20 protein-coding genes and 1 tRNA gene are annotated in these 21,406 nt (G+C 41.5%); 17 read left to right on the top strand and 4 right to left on the bottom strand.

Annotation, left to right across the window (positions count from 1 at the left end; all coding sequences use genetic code 11):
* Positions 1–181 precede the first annotated feature (181 nt).
* From G625_RS0111265 to G625_RS0111250, 4 genes are all read left to right on the top strand, one after another.
* Positions 182–255, top strand: a tRNA-Asp gene (locus G625_RS0111265).
* Positions 256–596: 341 nt separating this feature from the next.
* Positions 597–1,322 (top strand): DUF554 domain-containing protein, encoded by a 726-nt coding sequence (locus tag G625_RS0111260; protein WP_029201199.1) that lies wholly within the window; start codon positions 597–599, stop codon positions 1,320–1,322.
* A gap of 256 nt (positions 1,323–1,578) precedes the next feature.
* Positions 1,579–2,265 carry an FUSC family protein gene (locus G625_RS0111255; RefSeq protein ID WP_029201198.1) on the top strand — a complete coding sequence of 229 codons (687 nt, stop codon included), beginning with the start codon at positions 1,579–1,581 and terminating at the stop codon, positions 2,263–2,265.
* Positions 2,266–2,459: 194 nt separating this feature from the next.
* The gene (locus G625_RS0111250) at positions 2,460–2,813 is read left to right on the top strand and encodes a DUF1622 domain-containing protein (protein ID WP_049895865.1); all 354 of its coding nucleotides are present in this window, start codon (positions 2,460–2,462) and stop codon (positions 2,811–2,813) included.
* A 201-nt stretch (positions 2,814–3,014) separates the two neighbouring features.
* Here the strand turns inward: G625_RS0111250 and pap are convergent, their stop codons facing one another.
* Positions 3,015–4,493, bottom strand: a complete 1,479-nt coding sequence (gene pap / locus G625_RS0111240) for a polyphosphate:AMP phosphotransferase (RefSeq protein ID WP_029201196.1) — start codon at positions 4,491–4,493, stop codon at positions 3,015–3,017.
* A gap of 555 nt (positions 4,494–5,048) precedes the next feature.
* Entirely contained in the window at positions 5,049–5,459 is a 411-nt protein-coding gene (locus tag G625_RS0111230) for a hypothetical protein (RefSeq protein WP_029201194.1), read from the bottom strand.
* 190 nt (positions 5,460–5,649) lie between these two features.
* Between G625_RS0111230 and G625_RS0111225 the strand changes: the two genes are divergently transcribed.
* The 3 genes from G625_RS0111225 to G625_RS0111210 all read left to right on the top strand — a co-directional run bounded on the left by G625_RS0111225 (position 5,650) and on the right by G625_RS0111210 (position 7,874).
* The gene (locus tag G625_RS0111225; protein WP_029201193.1) at positions 5,650–6,072 is read left to right on the top strand and encodes a hypothetical protein; all 423 of its coding nucleotides are present in this window, start codon (positions 5,650–5,652) and stop codon (positions 6,070–6,072) included.
* A gap of 374 nt (positions 6,073–6,446) precedes the next feature.
* A complete protein-coding gene (locus G625_RS0111215) occupies positions 6,447–6,896 on the top strand; it encodes a DUF4869 domain-containing protein (protein ID WP_029201192.1) in 450 nt (149 codons plus the stop codon).
* Positions 6,897–6,899: 3 nt separating this feature from the next.
* Positions 6,900–7,874 (top strand): hypothetical protein, encoded by a 975-nt coding sequence (locus G625_RS0111210; RefSeq protein WP_029201191.1) that lies wholly within the window; start codon positions 6,900–6,902, stop codon positions 7,872–7,874.
* Positions 7,875–8,053: 179 nt separating this feature from the next.
* Here the strand turns inward: G625_RS0111210 and G625_RS0111205 are convergent, their stop codons facing one another.
* Together G625_RS0111205 and G625_RS22765 are read right to left on the bottom strand one after the other, a co-directional pair.
* Positions 8,054–10,324 (bottom strand): hypothetical protein, encoded by a 2,271-nt coding sequence (locus G625_RS0111205; protein ID WP_029201190.1) that lies wholly within the window; start codon positions 10,322–10,324, stop codon positions 8,054–8,056.
* 76 nt (positions 10,325–10,400) lie between these two features.
* Complete coding sequence (locus G625_RS22765; RefSeq protein ID WP_198014887.1) at positions 10,401–10,568, bottom strand: YlcI/YnfO family protein; 168 nt, start codon at positions 10,566–10,568, stop codon at positions 10,401–10,403.
* A gap of 304 nt (positions 10,569–10,872) precedes the next feature.
* Here G625_RS22765 and G625_RS19580 point away from each other — a divergent pair, with 304 nt between their 5' ends.
* From G625_RS19580 to G625_RS21350, 10 genes are all read left to right on the top strand, one after another.
* Complete coding sequence (locus tag G625_RS19580) at positions 10,873–11,187, top strand: hypothetical protein (RefSeq protein ID WP_044932442.1); 315 nt, start codon at positions 10,873–10,875, stop codon at positions 11,185–11,187.
* A gap of 97 nt (positions 11,188–11,284) precedes the next feature.
* A complete protein-coding gene (locus G625_RS19575) occupies positions 11,285–12,595 on the top strand; it encodes an LCP family protein (protein WP_049895864.1) in 1,311 nt (436 codons plus the stop codon).
* Positions 12,596–12,788: 193 nt separating this feature from the next.
* The gene (locus tag G625_RS0111185) at positions 12,789–13,415 is read left to right on the top strand and encodes a hypothetical protein (protein WP_029201189.1); all 627 of its coding nucleotides are present in this window, start codon (positions 12,789–12,791) and stop codon (positions 13,413–13,415) included.
* Between the two features lie 304 nt (positions 13,416–13,719).
* Positions 13,720–14,445: a CpsB/CapC family capsule biosynthesis tyrosine phosphatase gene (locus G625_RS0111180; protein WP_029201188.1), complete on the top strand. Its 726-nt coding sequence runs from the start codon at positions 13,720–13,722 to the stop codon at positions 14,443–14,445.
* A gap of 44 nt (positions 14,446–14,489) precedes the next feature.
* Positions 14,490–15,275 carry a YveK family protein gene (locus G625_RS19570; RefSeq protein WP_044932439.1) on the top strand — a complete coding sequence of 262 codons (786 nt, stop codon included), beginning with the start codon at positions 14,490–14,492 and terminating at the stop codon, positions 15,273–15,275.
* A gap of 12 nt (positions 15,276–15,287) precedes the next feature.
* Positions 15,288–16,052, top strand: a complete 765-nt coding sequence (locus G625_RS0111170; protein ID WP_242826632.1) for a CpsD/CapB family tyrosine-protein kinase — start codon at positions 15,288–15,290, stop codon at positions 16,050–16,052.
* Positions 16,021–17,934 carry a polysaccharide biosynthesis protein gene (locus G625_RS0111165; RefSeq protein WP_044932437.1) on the top strand — a complete coding sequence of 638 codons (1,914 nt, stop codon included), beginning with the start codon at positions 16,021–16,023 and terminating at the stop codon, positions 17,932–17,934. Before G625_RS0111170 ends, G625_RS0111165 begins: the two co-directional genes overlap by 32 nt.
* Positions 17,935–18,050: 116 nt before the next feature.
* Entirely contained in the window at positions 18,051–19,361 is a 1,311-nt protein-coding gene (locus tag G625_RS0111160; protein ID WP_044932435.1) for a DegT/DnrJ/EryC1/StrS family aminotransferase, read from the top strand.
* 4 nt (positions 19,362–19,365) lie between these two features.
* On the top strand, positions 19,366–20,340 hold the full coding sequence (locus tag G625_RS19565; protein ID WP_049895863.1) for a glycosyltransferase family 2 protein: 975 nt from the start codon (positions 19,366–19,368) through the stop codon (positions 20,338–20,340).
* Between the two features lie 177 nt (positions 20,341–20,517).
* Positions 20,518–21,402 carry a hypothetical protein gene (locus G625_RS21350; protein WP_049895862.1) on the top strand — a complete coding sequence of 295 codons (885 nt, stop codon included), beginning with the start codon at positions 20,518–20,520 and terminating at the stop codon, positions 21,400–21,402.
* Positions 21,403–21,406: the final 4 nt, after the last annotated feature.

Raw genomic sequence — 21,406 nt, 5'->3', positions numbered from 1 at the left:
AAAAAGGCTGGAAAGGTTAGAGGTTTAGATGGATTACCGGGAATGATTCATAAATGGTATGCTGTTTTGAAGGTACGATAAAACATTTGATCGATAGATCAAAAGAACCGCAAGGTTTTGAGCGGTTCAAGAGAATCCGTCAGGATTCTATAATAGCTTTTGAAAATGATCAAAGTAATATGGCCCGGTGGCTCAGTCGGTTAGAGCGCCGCCCTGTCACGGCGGAGGTCGTCGGTTCGATTCCGTCCCGGGTCGCTTTAGAAAAGAAGTAGCATAGACTACTTCTTTTTTTTATAAATTTTATTCCCCAGGGACGGTTCTTGCCGTCAATATCCATCGGGGACGGTTCTCGCCGGCGAGAACCGTCCCCGATGGATAAATATTTCTGATTATATAAGTTTCTTTATGTATGTAAAATATTAATTGCATATGCAAAAGATAACATGTTATTATTTTTGTCAACGCATATTATTTCAATAAAAGAGCCGGATAGATGTGCATCTATGTGTCAGATATTAAGGCTCAAAAACAGCGTTAATAGATGAGAGTGGTTATATTGATTGGCACGGTAAAATTGTTGCTTTTGGGAGGATCATATGCCGATAGGTGTTCTTGTTAATGCAGCTGCTGTTATTATAGGCGGACTTGTAGGAAATGTTTTAGGAACCGGTTTATCTAAAAAAGTAGTGGAAAGCATGAATGCTATTTTTGGAGTATGTGCCATGACTATGGGGATATGTTCGGTTGTTCTTTTATCCAATATGCCTGCTGTCATGCTTTCTGTTCTTTTGGGCACAATTATAGGTTTTGCGGTTAAACTTGGTGATAAGATCTCTGCCGGAGGACTTTGGATGGGAAATTGCATTTCCAAAGTTTTTAAAGGAAGAGGAGACTTAGACGAGGATTATAAGAAGCAGCTTGTGACTGCAATTGTTTTGTTCTGTGTCAGCGGTACCGGAATATATGGAAGTATAGTTTCCGGAATGACAGGTGATCACAGTATTCTTCTTGCTAAATCAATTCTTGATATTGCAACTGCATTGATATTTGCCTGCAGCCTCGGAATAATAACAAGCTTTATAGCCATACCTCAGTGCATCATATTTTTAGCATTGTTCGCTTTCGCAAATGCCATCTATCCGTTTTGCACAGAATCTATGATCAATGATTTTAAAGCCTGTGGTGGAATTTTGCTTATAGCCACAGGATTCAGAATGATGAAACTAAAGGATTTTCCGGTTGCGGATATGATTCCGGCCATGGTCATTGCGATGCCCATTAGTCATTTATGGACAACATTTATTATTCCGCTGGTATCCTGATGATCTGAATTCTTACGTAGTTAATACTAAATAGCGGGTTTGCATACGTCAGTTATGTAGACTCGCTTTTTGCATGCAAAGAAAAACAATTAAATGCAATTAAATATACTTGCAAAAATTATAAAAATAGATATTATTTTAACAGTAATAAAGCGAAAGGTTCTTGACGTGATAAGAATTTCTACTGATGGTTGATAGCTCCTTTCGGTCAATTGATAATTTGATTTTTTATTGAGTGCAAAAGGAGACTAAGTCAATGGAGGGCGAAAAAACATCAAGATTCAAGACGGTTGCCGATAAGTTGAAGATGCCGAAATATACAAATCGTATTATTCGTACAGTTATAGCTTGTTTTGTTACAGCTGTGATTTATAAGTATCTTCTTGGAGATCGTAATCCCTGCTTTGCCTGCATTGGCGCTGTTTATGGTATGGGCAGCCAGTTCCAGGAAGGATTCCATAACGGATTCAACAGATTTGTAGGGACTTTCATCGGAGGGCTTGTTGTTATCCCTTCATATTGGCTTTATATGAATACTCCTTTTGGAATCCCGGGAGAGGTATATCTCTGCATCGGTGTATTTTTTGTAATGCTGATCAATTTCGTTTTGGGCGCTAATAATGCTATCCAGCCGGGTACGGTAGTATATTTCGTAGTACTTTGCACACAGCCGGTGGGAAACTTTGTAAGTTATACAATCGCCAGAATCATTGACACAGGAGTTGGTGTTCTTATAAGTCTCGGTATATCAATGCTCCGTCCTACTATGATAGATCGTGAAAAGGGAGTTGATCTCCTTACTTTTTTCGAGGCTATGACGGAGGGCTTCAGGGCCTGGAGCTACGCAAACAAGTGTGGATCACTTCCACAGCTGGATGCAGAAGGCAGGGCTGCAAAGCGTGAGGAAAGAAAAGCCAGATATATTGAGAGACATAGTTTTTAATCCGTCGATTATTTTGAAGTCGGTTTTTATGGAAATCATGAAACCGACTTCTTTTTATTATGCATTATTTCAAAAACCATTTTTATGGAATTCAGGAGTATTCGGGTTTAACTTATAAAACCATATTCTGGTATAATGTAGACCGATTATAGTTTATAATAGTGGATATCTTATTATGAAGGGGAATATGAATTATGGAATCTTTGGTTTCGGTACTTGATTTTTTACTTGAGAATGTTGTTGCGATTTGTACGATCCTGCTTGAAATGGTAGGAATTCTGGTACTTGTTTCGACTGCAGTTAAATGCTTTTTAAGATGGCTCAATCATGACAAGCATGTGCGTCTGGATCTTGGAGAAGGTATCGCTCTTGCTCTTGAGTTTAAGATGGGCGGAGAGGTTCTCCGTACAGTTGTTGTCCGTGAGTGGAGAGAGCTTGGGATACTTGGCGCGATAATCATCCTCAGAGGACTTCTTACTTTCCTTATCCATTGGGAGATAAAGAACGAGAAGAAGGATTTGCTGGAAGTTAAAACAAAAGAAGAATAAAATGAGAAGTGAAATCATCAGATCACTTAAACAGACGATCCCCGGAGTAAACAAATCCGTTACTCCGGGGATCATTTATATTGAACCTACAATTCTTTTCTATTAAATTTTGGTCAGTCTCCTAATCTATAAACGAGTGTTTTCAGTCGTCTATATCTGATTAACTCAATTGCTAAGCAATTGATCCGGAAAAATATGGTTTTATTTAGCTTCTTTAAGCTTCTTTTCCATTGCGGCGCAAATGGTCTTAAGGGCCTTGATTCGGGCATACTTCTTGTCATTGGACTCAAGGATATGCCAGGGAGCATAAGTTGTGCTGGTCTTCGCTATCATCTCATCAACGGCCTGTTCGTAAAGATCCCATTTCTCACGATTTCGCCAGTCTTCATCCGTGATCTTCCACTGCTTTTCGGGAGTATTCTGTCTGTCTGTAAAACGTGCAAGCTGAGTATCCTTATCTATATGGATCCAGAATTTTACGATAACAGCGCCCCAGTCACTAAGCTCCTTCTCGAACTCATTTAATTCATTGTAAGCACGCTGCCAGTCATTCTCTGAACAGAAGCCCTCCAGACGCTCTACCATAACGCGGCCGTACCAGGTTCTGTCAAAAATAGCTATATGACCGGTCTTGGGAAGTCTTGTCCAAAAACGCCACAGGTGATGACGGCTCTTTTCAAAGGGTTTCGGACTTGCTATAGGATGAACGATGTAGCCTCTCGGGTCAAGAGCAGCTGTGATGCGTTTGATATTACCGCCCTTTCCTGCAGCATCCCAGCCTTCATAGGCGATAATTACCGGAATATGTTTACGATAGCAGGCGTTGTTCAGATTCCTAAGCTTCAGTTGAAGCTCTTTAAGCTGTGTCTTGTAATCTTCCTCGGAAATTGTCTTCTTCAGGTCCACATCCTTAAGCTTAGGCATTCGCTTCAGCGGGAAGATGTTCTGAATGAGAGGTACAGTCAGGGTATGGTTTTTAAGGGCAATGTCTATTCCGGCAACTATAGTCTCCATTACCTGAAGTTCAGCCCATTTTCTGGATTTTGCATCAATTACATTCCAGGGGATAGTGGAGGTGTGAGTTTCCTCAAGGAATCTGTCGTAAACCTTATAGCACTCATCATAATGTTCATTTTCCCACGTATCGAAGGAATTGACCTGCCATGCAGTATCCTTGTCTTCAGCGAGAGTCTCGAGGCGCTTTGTCTGCTCCTTGTGACTTATGTGAAGGAAGAATTTCAACACCAGATATCCGTTATCTGTAAGAGAACGTTCGAATCTCAGGATACTTCCGATGCGGTTTTTGTAATCACGCTTTGATATTTTGTCGAAAAGAACATCTTTGGTGATCTCACTCATCCAGCCCATATCAAGGAACTTGAACTGACCGGCTTCCGGAATCTCAGCAAAATACCTTGCCAGGAATGGCTTCCTCAGTTCTTCGGTGGTGGGATCCTTCATTGAAACTGCAGAGAAAAATCTGGGATCAAGGTTCTTGATAACCTGACCGAGAACAGTGCCCTTTCCGGCTGCTCCCCAACCTTCTAAAAGTATAAATACGGGAAGCTTACTGTCCTTCATGAGAAGCTGCTGCTCCGAAAGGCGCTGGTGAGCGACAGCCAGACGCTGTTTTATTTCATCGGACTCCGGTTTTGGAATGGAATTATAATTGTCAATCATGGTTAATGCCTCCTTTTTGATGACAGGCTATGTGATGTCAGGCATAAATGCCGATTTCCGAACTAAACATATATACATTAATCTCGACAGAAAATTCATAATTAATAAGAGTAGAAAAGAGAGAATCATTGAGGATTCTTTTGAAGCGCTTAAAGCCGCGTGGCTGACAAGAAAGAAGGAACCATCTTTCGATGGTTCCCTCTTCCAACGTCTGTAAGGAGATAATAAAAAAACAATGTATTATTGGCTTGATATATACGTCGGCGGATAGTTTAGATAAATAAGCTTTTTTTATAAAAATTTTTCAAAAATAAAAGAGCCGCTATCTTAGCTAGACGAGGTGCTAAGATACCGGCTCTTCTCTAATTAAGTAAAAAGGCTGCGGTGGGGATGGAAGGGGTGTGGGCTCCGCATTACCTTTATAACTCCTTTTGACTACCAAAAGATTTCTTTTGTATGTCTAGATACTATCATCTTAATTGTCACAATACTGTCACAAAAAGATAAAATAAATTTAAGAATCACAGTTCGACCGGGCGGACTCTGGGGACGCAGTTATTTCTTTGGCTTAAAAAATGGTTTAAATACATTGAGAACACCGTCCTCATCTTTTTCGGAAGCTTCCCTGGCATCAATTGCAAGCTGCGATTCCAAAACATCGGCAAAGGTCGGAGCTTCTGTGGTCATGCCTTTGGGATAACGTGTAAAAATCTGGGAAAAAGCTTTGCGCAGGTTCTCCGGAGGGTATTCCAAAAGGAAATCTGAAAGAATACCCTTGTACTGATTCTCAACGCCGTATGCAGTGATATTGAAAGCTCTGCAATAGTAGGTCATGGCATTGGGTTCACTCGCCTCATATCCGATTATGGCTGTATTATATATATTGTCGGAGATCTCCTTCAGGCTGGATTCGCTTAATGCTTCCTCCAGATAATTTAAAGCTGCCTTTTTAGTTATATTTATCATAGCTGTCCTCCTGATATCACTTAATTATAAGTTCGGCTTTGAAATCGTATTTATAAGGATGTTATGTTAATGTTTATCGGTTCGATATACATAATAGTAGTACAATGATGTAACCGAAGATTTATGGTTATATATTTTATGATTCAAAGACACTTCTAAAATACATTATAAGAATTGAAAGGTATCCTCTATGGGATTTTTAGAACAACTGTTGGGAAAATCCGAATACAAAACCTGCGAAATGGAAATCAACTTTGCCATGGAGGAGGGTGACGAGGAAAGCGGATATATCATTGCCGAAATATTCGGTGAGGAAGTTATCGGCTGGAATAAATATATACATGCCCTTTGTTCCTTTAAGGAAGACTCTGAGCTCTGGGACTATGATTACACCTATGTTGAGCTTATTAAAACAGCAAACCGTTTTCCCGAAGTTACCATACCTGTCCTATTTCAGCTTAAGGGTGGAAAGGTTACGGACATGCGGGTCGATTTCATCACCTACAGTAACAGAGTCAACGATGAAAGCTTTGCCGAGCTCCGGGTGAAAGCCTTTCATGTCATGAATATAAAATCTGCTTTTGATCGAAGATCAAAAGAGTCGCGGCTTTGAGCGGTTCAAAAGAATCCGTTGGGATTCTATCCTCTGATACAAATAATGAAACCTATATAATCATCTTAAGATTGTATTAATTCCGAATAATCCTACTAAAAAAATGTAATAAAAATCGTCCATGAGCCGAATTACTAGTGCAGAGGGAGCTCATGGGAAGGGAATTTTCCTATGCAGTGTTCGTATGAACATAAAGATATCTCCGAGGGATCGGAGATACTTAAGAGAAGGATCTATATTAAAGTTAAAACGATTAAAAACATCGGAGCAGGACGCTTCGATGTTTTTTATTTTATCTCCGTATAGGGATGATTTGATAAAAAACCAATGTCTGATATAATCTGAGATAGATAAAAAAAGAAGGAAATAACTTTATGTTAAATATTGTTTTTGGCAATGTGAAAAATTCTGTTTACCATCCGCCTACATACTTTGATAATGTCTACAGGGATGAGTGGATTACTGATCCTTTTTCAGTAAAGGTAATAAAGGATGTGGATAAATCTGATGTAATTGGTGCACATGTTGTGGACAGTCCGTTTCTTGGATCAATATCAATCAAGGATTTATCAGGAGGCGTAAAGACGCTTATCTTAATGAGATTTGATGAATCAGGAAAGATTTTTAACGCATCAGCCTGCGGAGACAACTGCGCAAAATGGATATATGAAATAAGTAAAGAAAAAGATCTGACTATCAATCTTCATCATATTATGGATTTCAGCGGATGCGAGAGCTTTAAGGCCAGAATTTTGAATACTGATAAGATTGTTAACAGTTATCGGGAATATCTTGATGAGTCTATGTCAATAGAAGAAAGGTAACTGATGAAGGGTAAATACCATGTAATTATCCAAAACAACAGGATAAAGTTTGAATTTGATATTAAACGTAATATTACGATTATCCGAGGAGACAGCGCAACAGGAAAAACAACGCTTATAAACCTTGTGGAAACCTATGAAAGACTTGGAGATGAATCAGGAATATCTATCTCTTGTCAAAAGCAGTGTAAGACATTAAACAACAGTAACTGGGAAAGCGTTATTGAACAAAGCCATAATTGCATAATATTCATCGATGAAGAAACAAAAGTGATCACAACCACGGAATTCGCTGGAAAGATTAAAGAAAGCGATAATTACTATGTAATCATTACTCGCGAAAACCTTCCAAACCTTCCATATTCCGTAGAAGAGGTATACGGAATTCATACTGCTGGCAAATATGCAGATATAAGGCAGACTTATAGCTCGTTTTTCAGGTTATATAGAGTAAATGAAAAACTGAACAATGGAGTTTCTGATGTCCTGATGGTAGAGGATACTAATTCGGGATATGAATTTTTTAATGCTATTATACCCGTAGAAATAAACTGTGTATCCGCAGGTGGGAAAACAAAAATCAGAACGCTACTTAATGAGTATAAAAATAGTAAAGTACTGATTATTGCAGATGGTGCAGCATTTGGTTCAGAGATGGGAGAATTATATCTGTATATGCAAAGTAACCCTGAAGTTTGTATATATCTTCCTGAGTCATTTGAATGGATCATCCTGTCTTCCGGTTTGATTGATGGAAAGAGAGTTGCAGATATTATCAGCAATCCTGAAGAGTATATAGAGAGTTCCGAGAGTTTCAGTTGGGAACAATATTTTACAAAACTATTAGTAGAAGAAACGAAAGACACATATCTTCATTATAACAAAAGCCATCTTAATATAAATTATTTAAACATGAGAGAAAAGGATGCTCTGGTGAATGTACTCGAGGTGATAAAAGGAAATCTTGGAATACATTGAAAAATGGTAGTTAGTAGCAGTTCAGCCGGTGGACCATGGGGACGGAGTTGGTGGTCCACCGGCTGAACTGCTACGGTAGTAATGGAAGTAAAAATGGGCAGACATCCCAAGTATTGACTGGAATGTTTGCCCATTATCTATAATGGTAACCGATATTTTGGAATGATTCCCTATGACTATTACCTTTGCGGATTCCCAACCTCGTAGGCGGACCATTCGGTTTCATCAGGACGTTCAGGACCAATGCCGGTAGTTATATCTCCGGAATCGGAAGCATCGGTAGCTTCGCTACCGGGGTATGTGTCCGCATGAGTGTCTTCGTAATCAGAGGTTTCGGAATTCTCGCTTTCGGAGTACGTGTCCGTGTAAGTTTCTTCGTAATCGTATGTCTCTGTGTTTTCGCTTTCGGAGTACGTGCTCCCGGATGTCTCAGAAGCTTCCTCTCCCTGAGTTGAAGCTGCCGAAAGGTTACTTAAGCTTTCTGAAACTGCTGTGGCGTTTCCCTGAGCAGGCTGGTCATTTCCGAAGGTAGCAGCAGTGGTTTCAGCTTCGGTGCTTTGGATCGTCGTTTCAGGTATTGCTGCAGGATTACCAGGGTTAGCTTCCGACGGTCTGCCCGGCTCACCGGCGTTTGAGGTTTTGTCGTTTTCTTTTGTGGTCTGCTCCGGCAGATCATTTTCTGTTTCTGAAGGTTTCCCATCCCGGTCGAGAGGTATCGGCTTTCCGTCCTCATCAGTCAGACCGATATATGGCACATGCTGGAAACCGTCTAAGTAGGAGGGCAGAGTAAAGTCTCCGCCGAGGATGATGCCGTGTAAGGTATCTGCCTGTTCCTTTGTGGAAAAGGCCAGGATAAGGTTACGGTCACGCTCGTAAGAGTAACCATCGTTAAGAGGCATGATAAAGCGTACCTTAACTGCATCGTTGTTACGCTGAACGATACGTCCGAATCCGTTGGTTCCGTCTTCGGTGGCGGCATAAAGGTCATTGTCGCCTTTCACAAGATCATAATCAACGCCGATGATAGTGCCGAGCTCTCCCGGCTTCAGAACATTTACACCGGCAGCTTTGTTTTCAGCACCTTCGCCGGCGGGGTCACTGACTCTTTCCCCATCGGCACCGGCTTTATCGGAAAATGGAAAAACCCCGTCCCGATCTTCCACCCCGGCCGCAGCTTTCACCGTGTTCTCAGCCAGAACATATGTGAAGTCATTAAGGCGCACCAGCTCTGAAACCGGAAAATAGTGGTATCGATCCAGTGTCGTCACTTCTTTCTTTAGAGGCGAAATCTCCTTGTCATTATACCCGGTACTCTTGCTTACTTTTTTTTCTATAAAATCTAAAATCCTTTCGGATAAGAATTTCTGACCTGCATTATTCAGATAAAGCCCATGGATAGTGTACTTTAGGATGGCTTCCTCAGCGGCGGCAGTTCTCTCCGCAAGATCCTTTGAAGCAATCTCATCAGCCTTTTGCTGGGGAATTCCATCAGACCGCATATCTGCGGCCAGACTCTCGCTGGTGGCAGAGCCGTATGGCAGCTGCGAAATCGTGGCACCATTGGCGGCAGCATCAGGATCTGTCATCTCAAGTCCTACGTTTATAACAGATGCATCATAGTGCTTTGATATCTTATACAGTGCATCGTAATTTTCATCTGCGTATCCAAGCTCAGGAGCTGTCAGAGCCTGATTGGACAGAAGTGAAATGATGCTGCATTTCTCAAATTTTCTCCGAATCTGTCGGAGGACACCCTCGTAGTAAAGCTCGAACATCTGAGGCTCGTCCGTCATACCGAGACTCACGATACAAAGATCGTATTCATTTTCTCTGGAAGCTGCCACAGTCCTTGCATCCAGGATCTCTCCGGCGAATTCACCATTTTGCTTTTTTACATCACCGGTGTCGTTTTGCACCTCACCGGTGTAGGTACCTTCCTTATCCTTCACGGCACCGGCAGCAGTAAGCACTGGAGAGGCAGTGCCATCAGGAAGCTTCATTAGCTGTACCCAGGCACCGTAACCTCCGTTCATGCCGGACAGGGTAATGTTTTCGACCTCGACCCTGACACCGAATTTTTTCTTCAAACCTGCCTGAAGCAGCTTGCTCCAAACTAAAGATTTGTTACTGACACCGAAGCCATTGCCGTAGGCATCACCAACTATCAGGATCCGTACAGGGAGATCATGCTCAAGCCGCTGGTAGAAGCTGTCATTAACCTCGCGCCTAAGCTTCAGAAGCTGTCTTTCAGTTATACGTATCTGTTGGGAATCATTATAAATCTTTTGGTTTTCGCTTTTTGCCCATTTCTCATATTCATCATCACTTTGCTTATCCAAGATAGTGGAAATTCCGAGTAAGATCAGGACCAGAGCACAGACAACACCCATTATGATCCTTATAAAAAGCGGATTTACAGCTCCGCGTTTATCACATAGAAATCTGAACATAACCCCTCCAATTATATAAATCCAAGTTTAAAATCGGGGGAATAATGTTTAAACGCCGTATATGTCAAAAGAACTATTATTCTGTCATATTTTCCAGTGCATATTCTACAGCCTGAATGACAAAGCTTGAAAAAGACACATCCTTTCCTTTAATGGCCTCGTTTACTTTCTCTATTACTCTGATGGGAAAACGAATAGTCTTGTTTTCGCTCTCTTTACGATTGGGTTTTATCTGAAATGCCATAAGTTACACCTCCCTACAATCCTAAATGTATTGCAAAAGACATTAAAATACAGCACCGAAAAGAGCAAAATAATATTAATTATAAGAAAAATTGCATAATAGTAATACAAAACAAAATGCTAATGGCAATGCAATATATATATTGCAATATTTTAACCAATAGGGTATGTTTATAGCCGAAGGCAATAGCTTAAAAAATAACTATAGAGTATGGGCGATGGGGTCCGGTTTAAGAGATAAGATAAATACTTTCCGGTAATCTTTCAGAACCCAAAGGAATAAACTAGGAAGGGTATATAACACGGTGTATATCAGTATCAAACAATACGCATCGGATTGGGGACTATCCATCAAGTATGTTCAGCTGCTGTGTAGGCAGGGGAAGATTGAAGGCGCGATAAAAGAAAAAGGAAGATGGCTGATCCCGAAGGATGCGGTGAAGCCGAAGGATCAGCGGGTGGTCAGCGGTAAGTATAAGGGCTGGCGAAAAAAATATAATGTTGACTACAAGATAGATGGAGATCTGCAAAAGATGATCGATGAAGTAAATGAGAATGCTATCCGGGCACACAATGATGTAGAAAAAAAGAAAAAACTGGTTTTGATAACAAAAAAATGATTTAAAAATAGGTATCCGTGAGCTATCATCTTCATTATAGCAATGAAGCTAAGGGTACCTTTTTTACTATCTGCTAATAACTGAAAGGCATAATTACATGGCAAGTGATCATCTATATGAAAAAAAGAAGCACAGCCGCAGACCCGGTAAGCCAGTATATATATTTGCAGGGATCATAGCGTTGATGGCTGTCGTAGCTTCAGTATGGCTTTATAACGAATATAAGCTAAGAAAATCCATAGAAGCAGCCAATGAAAAAAACAATGTTTACACTACCGGAGCCGCAGAAACCATAACACCGGAAGAAATGAATGAACAGTTAAAGGCAGCCGGCATGACCATGGATGAAAAAGGAAATGTAGGACTTGAAGGCGTAGACATGGACCGTCTTATAAATATGATGGAGTCTGCAGCAGCTGAAAGTGCAGGAGCCGGAAATGAGGAAGGAGTTCCTGATATAAAGTGCAGAAAATCAGAGGATGGAAAACTCATCTATACCGTAAACGGACGAGAGACCACGGAAAGACCACAGCTTTTCGGAGAGAAAGAACTGTACTATAACGGTGTGCATTATAAAAGGAATACAGCCATTAAAGCATGGCTCATCCTCGGAGTAGATAACAAAGGATCTTTACAGATTGACAGAGATATAAGTGAAATCGGTCTTTCAGACGGAATCTTCCTTGTGGCGGAGAATACTGCAAAAAACAGGGTGCATATCATCCAGATTCCCCGTGATACTATGACCACCATTACAGTAACTGATGAAAACTCAGATCCCATCGGTACGGCGGTAGATCACCTGACCAGAGCATGGATGTACGGTGATAACCACGAAAAATCCGGCAAATACTCAATGGATGCAGTTTCGGGTGTTATGGGAGGACTAAAGATCAATGGCTACATGGCAGGTTCTATTGATATCATCAATGAGCTTAATGAGTATGTAGGAGGTGTAGAAGTCACTATCGAAGAAGATGGGCTGGAGAATGTGGATCCTTCTTTTGTAAAAGGTGCTACCGTGCTTCTGACGGGGAATCAAGCTGAGAAATTTGTAAGAAGAAGAGATACTACGGTGGATTTTACGGCTATGACCCGTATGTCGAGACATCGGCAGTATGCAATAGCATTTGAGAATAAGGTTATAAAACTTGCAAAAAAGGATTCCGATGTTATACCGGGAATGTTTTCTCTCATAGAAGATAATATCGTGACAAATATGGAGAAAGGCACCTATCTAAAAATCGCAATGGATATTGCACTAAACGGTGAACCCCTAAACGATAGTGATTTCTCAACCTTTGAAGGTGAGAACCTTGTTAACCATGAAGCAGATAAAGATGAATTCTGGCCGGATTATGAGCAGGTAGACAAGCTTGTGCTGGATACCTTCTTCAGGCAGGTGTGATACTTGAGGATGTTGTTTTTATAGCCGGTTTTTAATGCCAAATTATAAAAGAATAAGTATCGGTTTTGACATATATTCCCTAACAAATGTCTAACTGACTAATTTATAATTTAAGGATATAGAGGGGTACTGGGAGTAGGATTGTGCACTGCGGAAGTACCTTACTACATATTTTTTATGGAGGTATATACCGATGAAAAAGAAACTTTTAACATTGGCGCTTATCGCAGGACTTGTACTTTCAAGCTTTAGTGCTTCATTTGCTGCGGGGTCCCCAACCAATGACAGAGGAAGTGACTCATCAAGCTCATCAAGTTCATCAAGCTCATCAGATTCAGATTCATCAGATTCATCAAGCTCAACAAGCTCAGGCAACTCAGGTGCAACATCTGTTTCTACCAACACAAGCGGACAGACAGTTACAAAGAATGAGTATTCATCTAACGGCGTTGAGATGACAGTAACCACTGTCGGCAATGATGGAACAACCCTTAAGGAAGCTAAGTTCATGGGCAGCGGTACACAGCACGTTATGCTGAGAACCACAGAAGGCGGTTCTGCTGTAGGACCTAACGGTGAGGCTATCAACAAGAGTCCTATCCTTGTTATTACAGAGAATGGTGTTTCAGTTGGATGCTTTGTTGATCCGACAACAGGTCTTCCATTAGCTACAGGTCAGGACGCATCTTATTGGGCTTATGATGCAAACGGCAACCTTGTTCTTCACTATGTAAATGCACAGGGTTACTTCTACACAGGAACACATATCATCAACGGACAGACATTTATATTTAACGATGAAGGTGTGATCGTAGGTTGATAATTTCGTCATCCGACCTGCTCGAGGGGTTGTATACAATCGCACAAATTGTATCAGGATTATGGATCGGAAAGGCAGGAGACCCGGTCTTCTGCCTTTCATAATAAAAAAATCTACGCAAGGGATTATTCCGGTATGAGAGATTAGAAACTGTCATCGGTTGTACCCTTGCTAAATTATGCCTTGATACAGGCTCCGGAGTTTCCGAGGCCTGTAACAAAACATGATTTAGGAGCCGATTAGATCTGCATCTGTATGTCAGAGATAAACGGCGAAAAACATGCGTTTATAGAGGAGACCCGAGATGTTCGATATACACTCTCACATCATCTACCACATAGATGACGGCTCCCGGGACATAGAGGAATCTGTAAAGCTTATACGTTCTGCTGTGGAGCAGGGAGCGACGGATATCATTGCCACACCCCACTACTATGTGGAGTGCCCCACGGACCCAAACCGTATAAGGGAAAAGCTTTCTGAAATAGAAGAAGCTGTAAAGGAAGCCGGAATAGTGGTGAGGCTATATACCGGAAATGAAGTCCTTTACTTCGACAGCATGACGGAGCGCATGGAGAAAGGTGATATCCTTACACTTGCGGGAAGCAGATATACCTTGATAGAGTTCTATCCTCTGGAGAGCTACAAAACCATCCTTAAGTGTGTGAGAAATGTCAGGACCGCAGGCTTCCTGCCCATCATCGCCCATGCAGAGCGATTTAAGGGCTTAAGGGAGAATGGCCTGGAAGAGGTCATGTCTCTCGGGGCTTACATCCAGATTTCAACAGAGCCCATAGGGAAAACGGGATTTGGTTCTCTTTTTGACGGGGAAACAAAATTTGTAAGAGATGCCTTAAGAAACGGACAGGCCCATTTCCTCGGCACCGACATGCACCGGGCGGATTCGAGACCGCCTGTCATAAGTTCAGCCGTAAGCTGGATAAGAAAAAATCTTGATGAGGATTACAGAGATGCAATCCTGTATAGAAATGCAAAACTGATACCTCAGGATGAGGAGATCGATCTGTGATCTGCAGAAACCTAAGGGGTGTCCGAGAAGGGGAAGAGTAGTTTATGCCTGAAAACAATAACAGTAAGCCCACAAATGTGGTGCCACTTAAGTCTCAGCAGGACAATGTGATCACCATAGATTTGGTTGAGCTTTTTTTTGAACTTAAAAAACACATCTTATTGCTTATACTGTCTCTCGTTGTAGGAGGCGGAATAGGCTATGCAGTTTCTAAATTTGTCATGGTGCCCACCTATACCAGCACCTCCATTATCTACGTAATGACTAAGGAAACCACCCTTACGTCTCTGGCGGACCTTCAGATAGGTTCACAGCTTACAGCGGACTACAAGGTTCTCGTTACCTCACGTACCGTTATGGAGGATGTTATCAAGAAGCTGGGCATCGAGGGAATGGATTATCTTGCTCTCAGAAAGAAGATAACCCTCAATAACCCAAACAACACCAGAATCCTGAATGTTTCTGTTCTTGATACAGACCCTAGAAGAGCCAAGGCCCTGACTGATGCCATCGCAGAGTGCGCATCTGATTACATAGCCGACATCATGGAGCAGGATCCCCCGAAGATCATCGAGTACGGTGAGATACCCTTAAAGAAAACTGGACCTCATACAGGAAAGAATACGGTGATTGTTGCCATGCTTTTCTTTATGATAGCAGTTGCGGGTATCACGATATCTATGGTTACGGATGATACCATCAAAACTCAGGATGACATCGACAAGTATTTCGGTCTTCCGGTTCTCGCATCCATTCCCGAGAAGGATGCAGAGGCTGCCAAAAAATCAGATCAGTATAGCTACGCATACAGAAACAAACTTCATAAGTAAGGAATTTATCGCATGATGATCAATAAACATGAAGTAACATTAAAACTTGAAAAGAATGATGACTTCAGATACACCGAAGCCCTGAAAACCTTGAGAACCAATCTCATGTTTTCAGGCTCAAAAGTAAAAAATATACTTATCACATCAACTTCACCCAATGAAGGAAAGTCCACAACCTCCTTTGAACTTGCAAAGGCCTTTGCAGAGTCAGGAAAGCATACACTGTATATGGACTGTGATATACGTAAATCAGAGTTTGTCAGAGTTCATCAGATAAAGGGATCGACATCCGGACTATCCCAGATGCTTACAGGTCAGGTGGAGTTGGAAGACGGATTCTATACAGATCCTCAGATCCCTAACCTGGATATGATCTTTGCAGGACCCTACTCACCGAACCCCACAGAGCTTTTTGAGGATGAAATGTGTGACAAGCTGTTTCAGCTTATAAAAGAGCTTAACTATGATATCGTCATCATGGATACGGCTCCCATTGGAACTGTCATAGATGCAGCCATCCTTACAAAGTATGCAGACGGAGCAGCCCTTGTGGTAGAGTCTGAAGTGACTTCCAGGCATATGTTCCAGAGAGCCAAGGAGCAGCTTGACCGAACCGGAGTCAGGTTTCTGGGTGTTATCCTTAATAAGGTAAATATGACCAAGGGCGGTTACTACAACAGATACTACAGTAAGTATGGAAAGAAGTACGGAAAGTATACTAAATACGCGAAGTACGGATATGGGTATGGCAGAAAAGAAGAAACAAAACAGAATTAAAGAAAAGAAAACAAGGCTGTATCGCGAGAGACAGGTAATGCTCATATTTGCAGACGGCCTCTCCATGGTGTTTTCATATTTTCTTGCTCTTCTCATAAGGTATGATTTCAGCATAAAGAGCGTTCCCGAAAGATACGTAAACAATCTTTTCAGCTTCATACTCTTTTTGGTCCTTGCAAGCTTTATCGTATACTACGTGTTCAGGCTGTATCACAGTATATGGAGATTTGCCGGAGTGTCAGAAGTAAACCGTATCCTTAAGGCATATATGGCTATAGCGTGTCTTCTAGTGATATACGGTCTGATGATGCCTTACTGGGTACCGAGAAGCGTTGTACTGATAGGATATTTTTCAAGCTTGTTCCTGTGTGTATTTATAAGATTTGGTTATAGACTCATCAGATACAACATTAATCTAAGCCACAATAAGAAGAATCCCGATGGTCTCGATCATGTCCTCCTGGTGGGAGCCGGTCAGGCAGCTAGAACCATCATCAGAGAGCAGCAGGTTAGCAGAAGAGCAGAGTTCGTTATCAGGACAGTAGTGGATGACAGCCCGAGACTTCAGGGAAGATATATCGAGGGCCACAGGATAGAAGGCGCAAGAGAAGATATACCGAGACTGGTTGAAGAGTATGACATCGACAAGATAGTCTTTGCCATCCCTTCAGCAAGTAAGAAGGACAGGAAGGATATCCTTAATATCTGTAAAGATACGGGCTGCAAGGTGCAGACGGTTCCCGGTATCGATCAGTTGGTTAACGGTGAAGTAAGCATCAAAAAAATCAGGGATGTGGAAATCACTGATCTTCTCGGTAGAGATGAAGTTCATGTAAACCTTGAAGAGATAAGGAAGGCCATAAAGGATCAGGTTATAATGGTCACCGGTGGCGGCGGTTCCATAGGTTCCGAGCTTTGCAGACAGATAGCAGCTTCAGAACCAAAGCAGCTCATAATCTTCGACATCTATGAGAACAATGCCTACTCTATCGAGCAGGAGCTCAAAAGAAAGTATCCGGAGCTTGATGTGGTGACACTGATTGGTTCAGTAAGAAATGAGGAAAGAGTTCGGGATGTCATAAAGACATACCATCCATACATAATCTATCACGCGGCAGCCCATAAGCATGTACCACTTATGGAGACGAGTCCTAATGAAGCCGTAAAGAATAACGTTATGGGAACCTACAATACTGCAAAAGCTGCGGCAGAAAACGGTGTAAAGAGATTCCTTCTTATCTCAACGGATAAGGCGGTTAACCCTACATCCTTAATGGGTGCAAGCAAGAGAATCTGTGAGATGATCATCCAGATGATGAGCAGACAATATCCTGAAACCGTGTTCATGGCAGTGAGATTCGGAAACGTCCTTGGTTCCAATGGTTCTGTCATACCTCTTTTCAAGAAGCAGATCGCGGAAGGCGGTCCGGTTACTGTTACAGATCCTGAAATGACGAGATACTTTATGACCATACCGGAGGCGGTTTCCCTGGTGTTGGAAGCAAGCTACTATGCAAAGGGCGGAGAAATCTTTGTCCTTGACATGGGTAAGCCTGTGAAAATCATGGATCTCGCTGTAAATATGATAAAGCTTTCCGGATTCACACCCGATGATGATGGTATCCCTATAAAAATCGTAGGACTTCGTCCGGGAGAAAAGCTTTACGAAGAGCTCCTTATGGATGAAGAGGGCCTACAAAAGACGGCAAATGACCTTATATATATCGGACACCCCATAGATATGGATGACGAGGAATTCATGAAGATGCTGAAGATGCTGGATGAGGAATCGAAGCAGGAGAGTGATGATATAAAATCTCTGGTAGCTAGCGTGGTTCCGACATATAAGGTGGTAGCAAAGAGTAAAAAATCTATTGCGTAAGTTGACATAGTATGATGCGTGGGTGGCAGGATTGTCACCCACATTCAATATGTATAGGGGATTTTTGTTATCATACATTGTATGTTCGAAACTTAATAAAAGGAAGAGGAGCAAGGATGGATTTCAGAAGTGATCCTAGATTCAAAGGAATAGAGCCATTTGAGAATAAGGTGTGGTTATCGAGTCCAACAATGCATGGAGAAGAGCTTCAGTATATTACAGAGGCATACAAGACTAATTGGATGTCTACTGTTGGACAGAATCTGAATGAGATTGAGGCAAAGGTTGCTGATTATGTCGGAGTTAAATATGCAGTTGCATTAAGCGCCGGAACAGCAGCACTTCACCTGGCAACTAAGCTTGCCGGAGAGAAGATTTACGGGCAGGCAAGACCATATGAGGGAACACTAAGATCCAGGAAGGTACTATGCTCTGACGTGACATTTGATGCCAGCATAAATCCTGTAGCTTATGAAGATGGTGAAGCGGTATTCATAGATACAGAATACGATACCTGGAACATGGATCCGGAGGCACTGGAGAAAGCGTTTGAAATCTATCCGGAAGCAAAGCTTGTTGTGTTAGCGCATCTGTATGGGACTCCCGGAAAAATAGAAGAGATTAAAGATATATGTGATAAACACGGTGCTTTAATCATAGAAGATGCTGCAGAAAGCTTTGGTGCAAAGTACTTTTACAAAGGCGAATGGAAAGAGACAGGATCTTTCGGTGATTATAACTGTATCTCATTTAATGGTAATAAAATCATCACCGGATCCAGCGGCGGCATGTTCCTGACGGATTCTAAAGAGGATGCAGATAAAGTCAGAAAATGGAGCACACAGTCCAGAGAGAATGCCCCATGGTATCAGCATGAGGAGATCGGTTACAACTACCGAATGAGCAATGTAATTGCCGGAGTTATTCGAGGACAGCTTCCTTATCTTCAGGAACATATCGATCAAAAGAGAGCTATATATGAAAGATATAAAGAAGGATTGAGAGACCTTCCTGTAAAGATGAATCCGTATGATGAAGAGAAATCAGTTCCGAATTTCTGGCTCAGTTGCATGATCATAGATGAGGATGCCATGTGCAGGCAGGTTAGAGACGATAATAGTGCTCTTTATACACCGGAAGCAGGAAAGTCTTGCCCGACTGAAATCCTTGAGGCGATTGCGTCTATCAATGCTGAAGGAAGACCAATCTGGAAGCCGATGCATGCACAGCCGATTTACAGAACGCATGCCTTTGTGACAGCAAGAGGAAATGGACGCGGTCAGAGCAATGCATATATAGATCAGGGCAAATCGCTGGATGTTGGAATGGATATATTCAAAAGAGGATTGTGTCTGCCGAGTGATAATAAAATGACGAAAGAACAGCAGGAGAAGATAATAGACGTAATACATAGATGCTTTAGGTGATAAAATGATTTCATTGATTGTTCCGGTATATAACGTTGAGCCGTACCTCAGAAAATGCCTTGACAGCATAGTGAACCAGACATACAGAGATCTCGAGATACTTGTTATAGATGATGGAAGCATAGATGGATGCGGACAGATATGCGATGAGTATGGTGATGAGGATCATAGAATCAAGGTCTTTCATACGGAGAACCGGGGGCTGAGTGCGGCGAGGAATCTAGGCTTAGACAATGCTCAAGGTGAGTGGATCGGGTTTGTGGATTCGGATGATTGGATTGAAGCGGATATGTATGAGGTGCTGCATGATAGAGCAATAGAGAGTGGGGCGGATATTGTGGAGTGCGGGTTTAACTGTCTATATTCCGACAAGATTATCGTTAGGCAGAAGAAAGAGCTGACTATACCTGGTGAAGAAGCTATCAGAGAATTATATAAACACCGGTTAAATGATACAGTATGGAATAAGCTGTGGAGTCAGAATTGTTTCAAACACATCCGATTTCCCGAGGGAAGAGTCTTTGAGGATGTAGCGACTACATACAGAATTCTCTACTCCGTAAATCGTGTTTGCACAATATCTGCTATTAAATATAACTACAATGTGAGAAAAGGGAGTTTGTCGAGAAAAATCAATATTGAAAATCTAATAGGTTATTGGCGCTCTCACAAGGAAAGGTATGATTTTCTTGAAAACCGGTTACCAGGTTTTGTAAATCTCGAATTAGGGTTATGCGCGAAGGCAGTAGCGCGAACATGGGCACACTATTACAGCTGTGATAAAGGAGAACGGATACTGTATAACGCTGATATTCGTGACATGAATATTTTCACAAAGAAAAATATACCGCTGTTTGGGAATAATAATTGGGAACTAAGACTTCAGACTGGTGTTTTTTTTCCACACTTTGAGAGTGCATTATCGTTTAGAATCGCATGGATCATAAATAGGATAGTTAGATTTTTAAAACAAAACTGAGTTGTATAATATGGATTCTATGGATGGTTAAATAGTCAAATCTCTGCTTATTTGATGGCGATCTTCAAAACAATATTGATGTGACTTTCAGTATTACGATTGTTACAGTGTGTGGAATGATGTTGAATATAGGTGGGTCAGCAACAACGAACCTTTTTTATTTAATAGGGTAGAAGAATGAAAGAATATTTTCGAGTCAATGTAAGCAAATATGTAGGTGATAAGAATTTTGATGTTGTCCGCCCAGCTTCACTCAATTATCCAAAGGATAATGCGGTGATGTTTATTGGAGAGCAATATATAGATAAAGTAAAGGCTTTTCACAATTGCAGTAATTGTTTGATATTTTGGCCAGATACGGTTGAACTTCCAATCGGTATAGAACGTAGGCATGCAGTTGTTCGTTGCATAAAACCCAGGAAAGATTATTGCTTATTCTACAAGGAGAATTCAATTACCTATTATCCTCCTATAGAAGATTATGAGGTTATAAGTGGAGCATACATATGCAAAACTGCAAGAATAGGAAAAAACTGTAAAATTCTTCCTGGCGCTTTTATTGGTGGGGAGGTTGAAATAGGTAACAACTGCTATGTGGGTTCTGGTGCACGACTAGTAGGAGAAATCCACATAGGAAACAATGTAGTAATTCGCGAAAATTCTGTTATTGGTGCGGATGGGTTATCAACAGATCGGGATGAGACAGGTAAAGCACTCACCATGCCACAGTTTGGTGGTGTGGTTTTGGAAGATGATGTTCAGATTGGTGCATTAACTGTCATTGCTCGTGGTGCAATAGATAACACAGTGATTAAACGTGGTGCCAAGGTGGATAATAGCACTTTTATCTCACACAATGTCGTTCTTGGTGAAGATACTTTTGTAGTTGGTGAGACGATTATGTTTGGAAGCTCATCAACAGGAAATCAGGCATTTATCAGTGGAAACAGTACGATACGGAATGGTAGACGCATAGGAGTAAAGTCTATTGTTGGTATGGGTTCAGTTGTTGTAAAGAATGTTGAAGATGGAGTAGTTGTTAAAGGTAATCCAGCTAAATGATGAG

Source organism: Oribacterium sp. NK2B42, from assembly GCF_000424445.1.
GTDB lineage: Bacteria > Bacillota > Clostridia > Lachnospirales > Lachnospiraceae > Oribacterium.
Note: the sequence above shows the minus strand (reverse complement) of the source record. Positions and strands in the feature narration are given on the sequence as shown.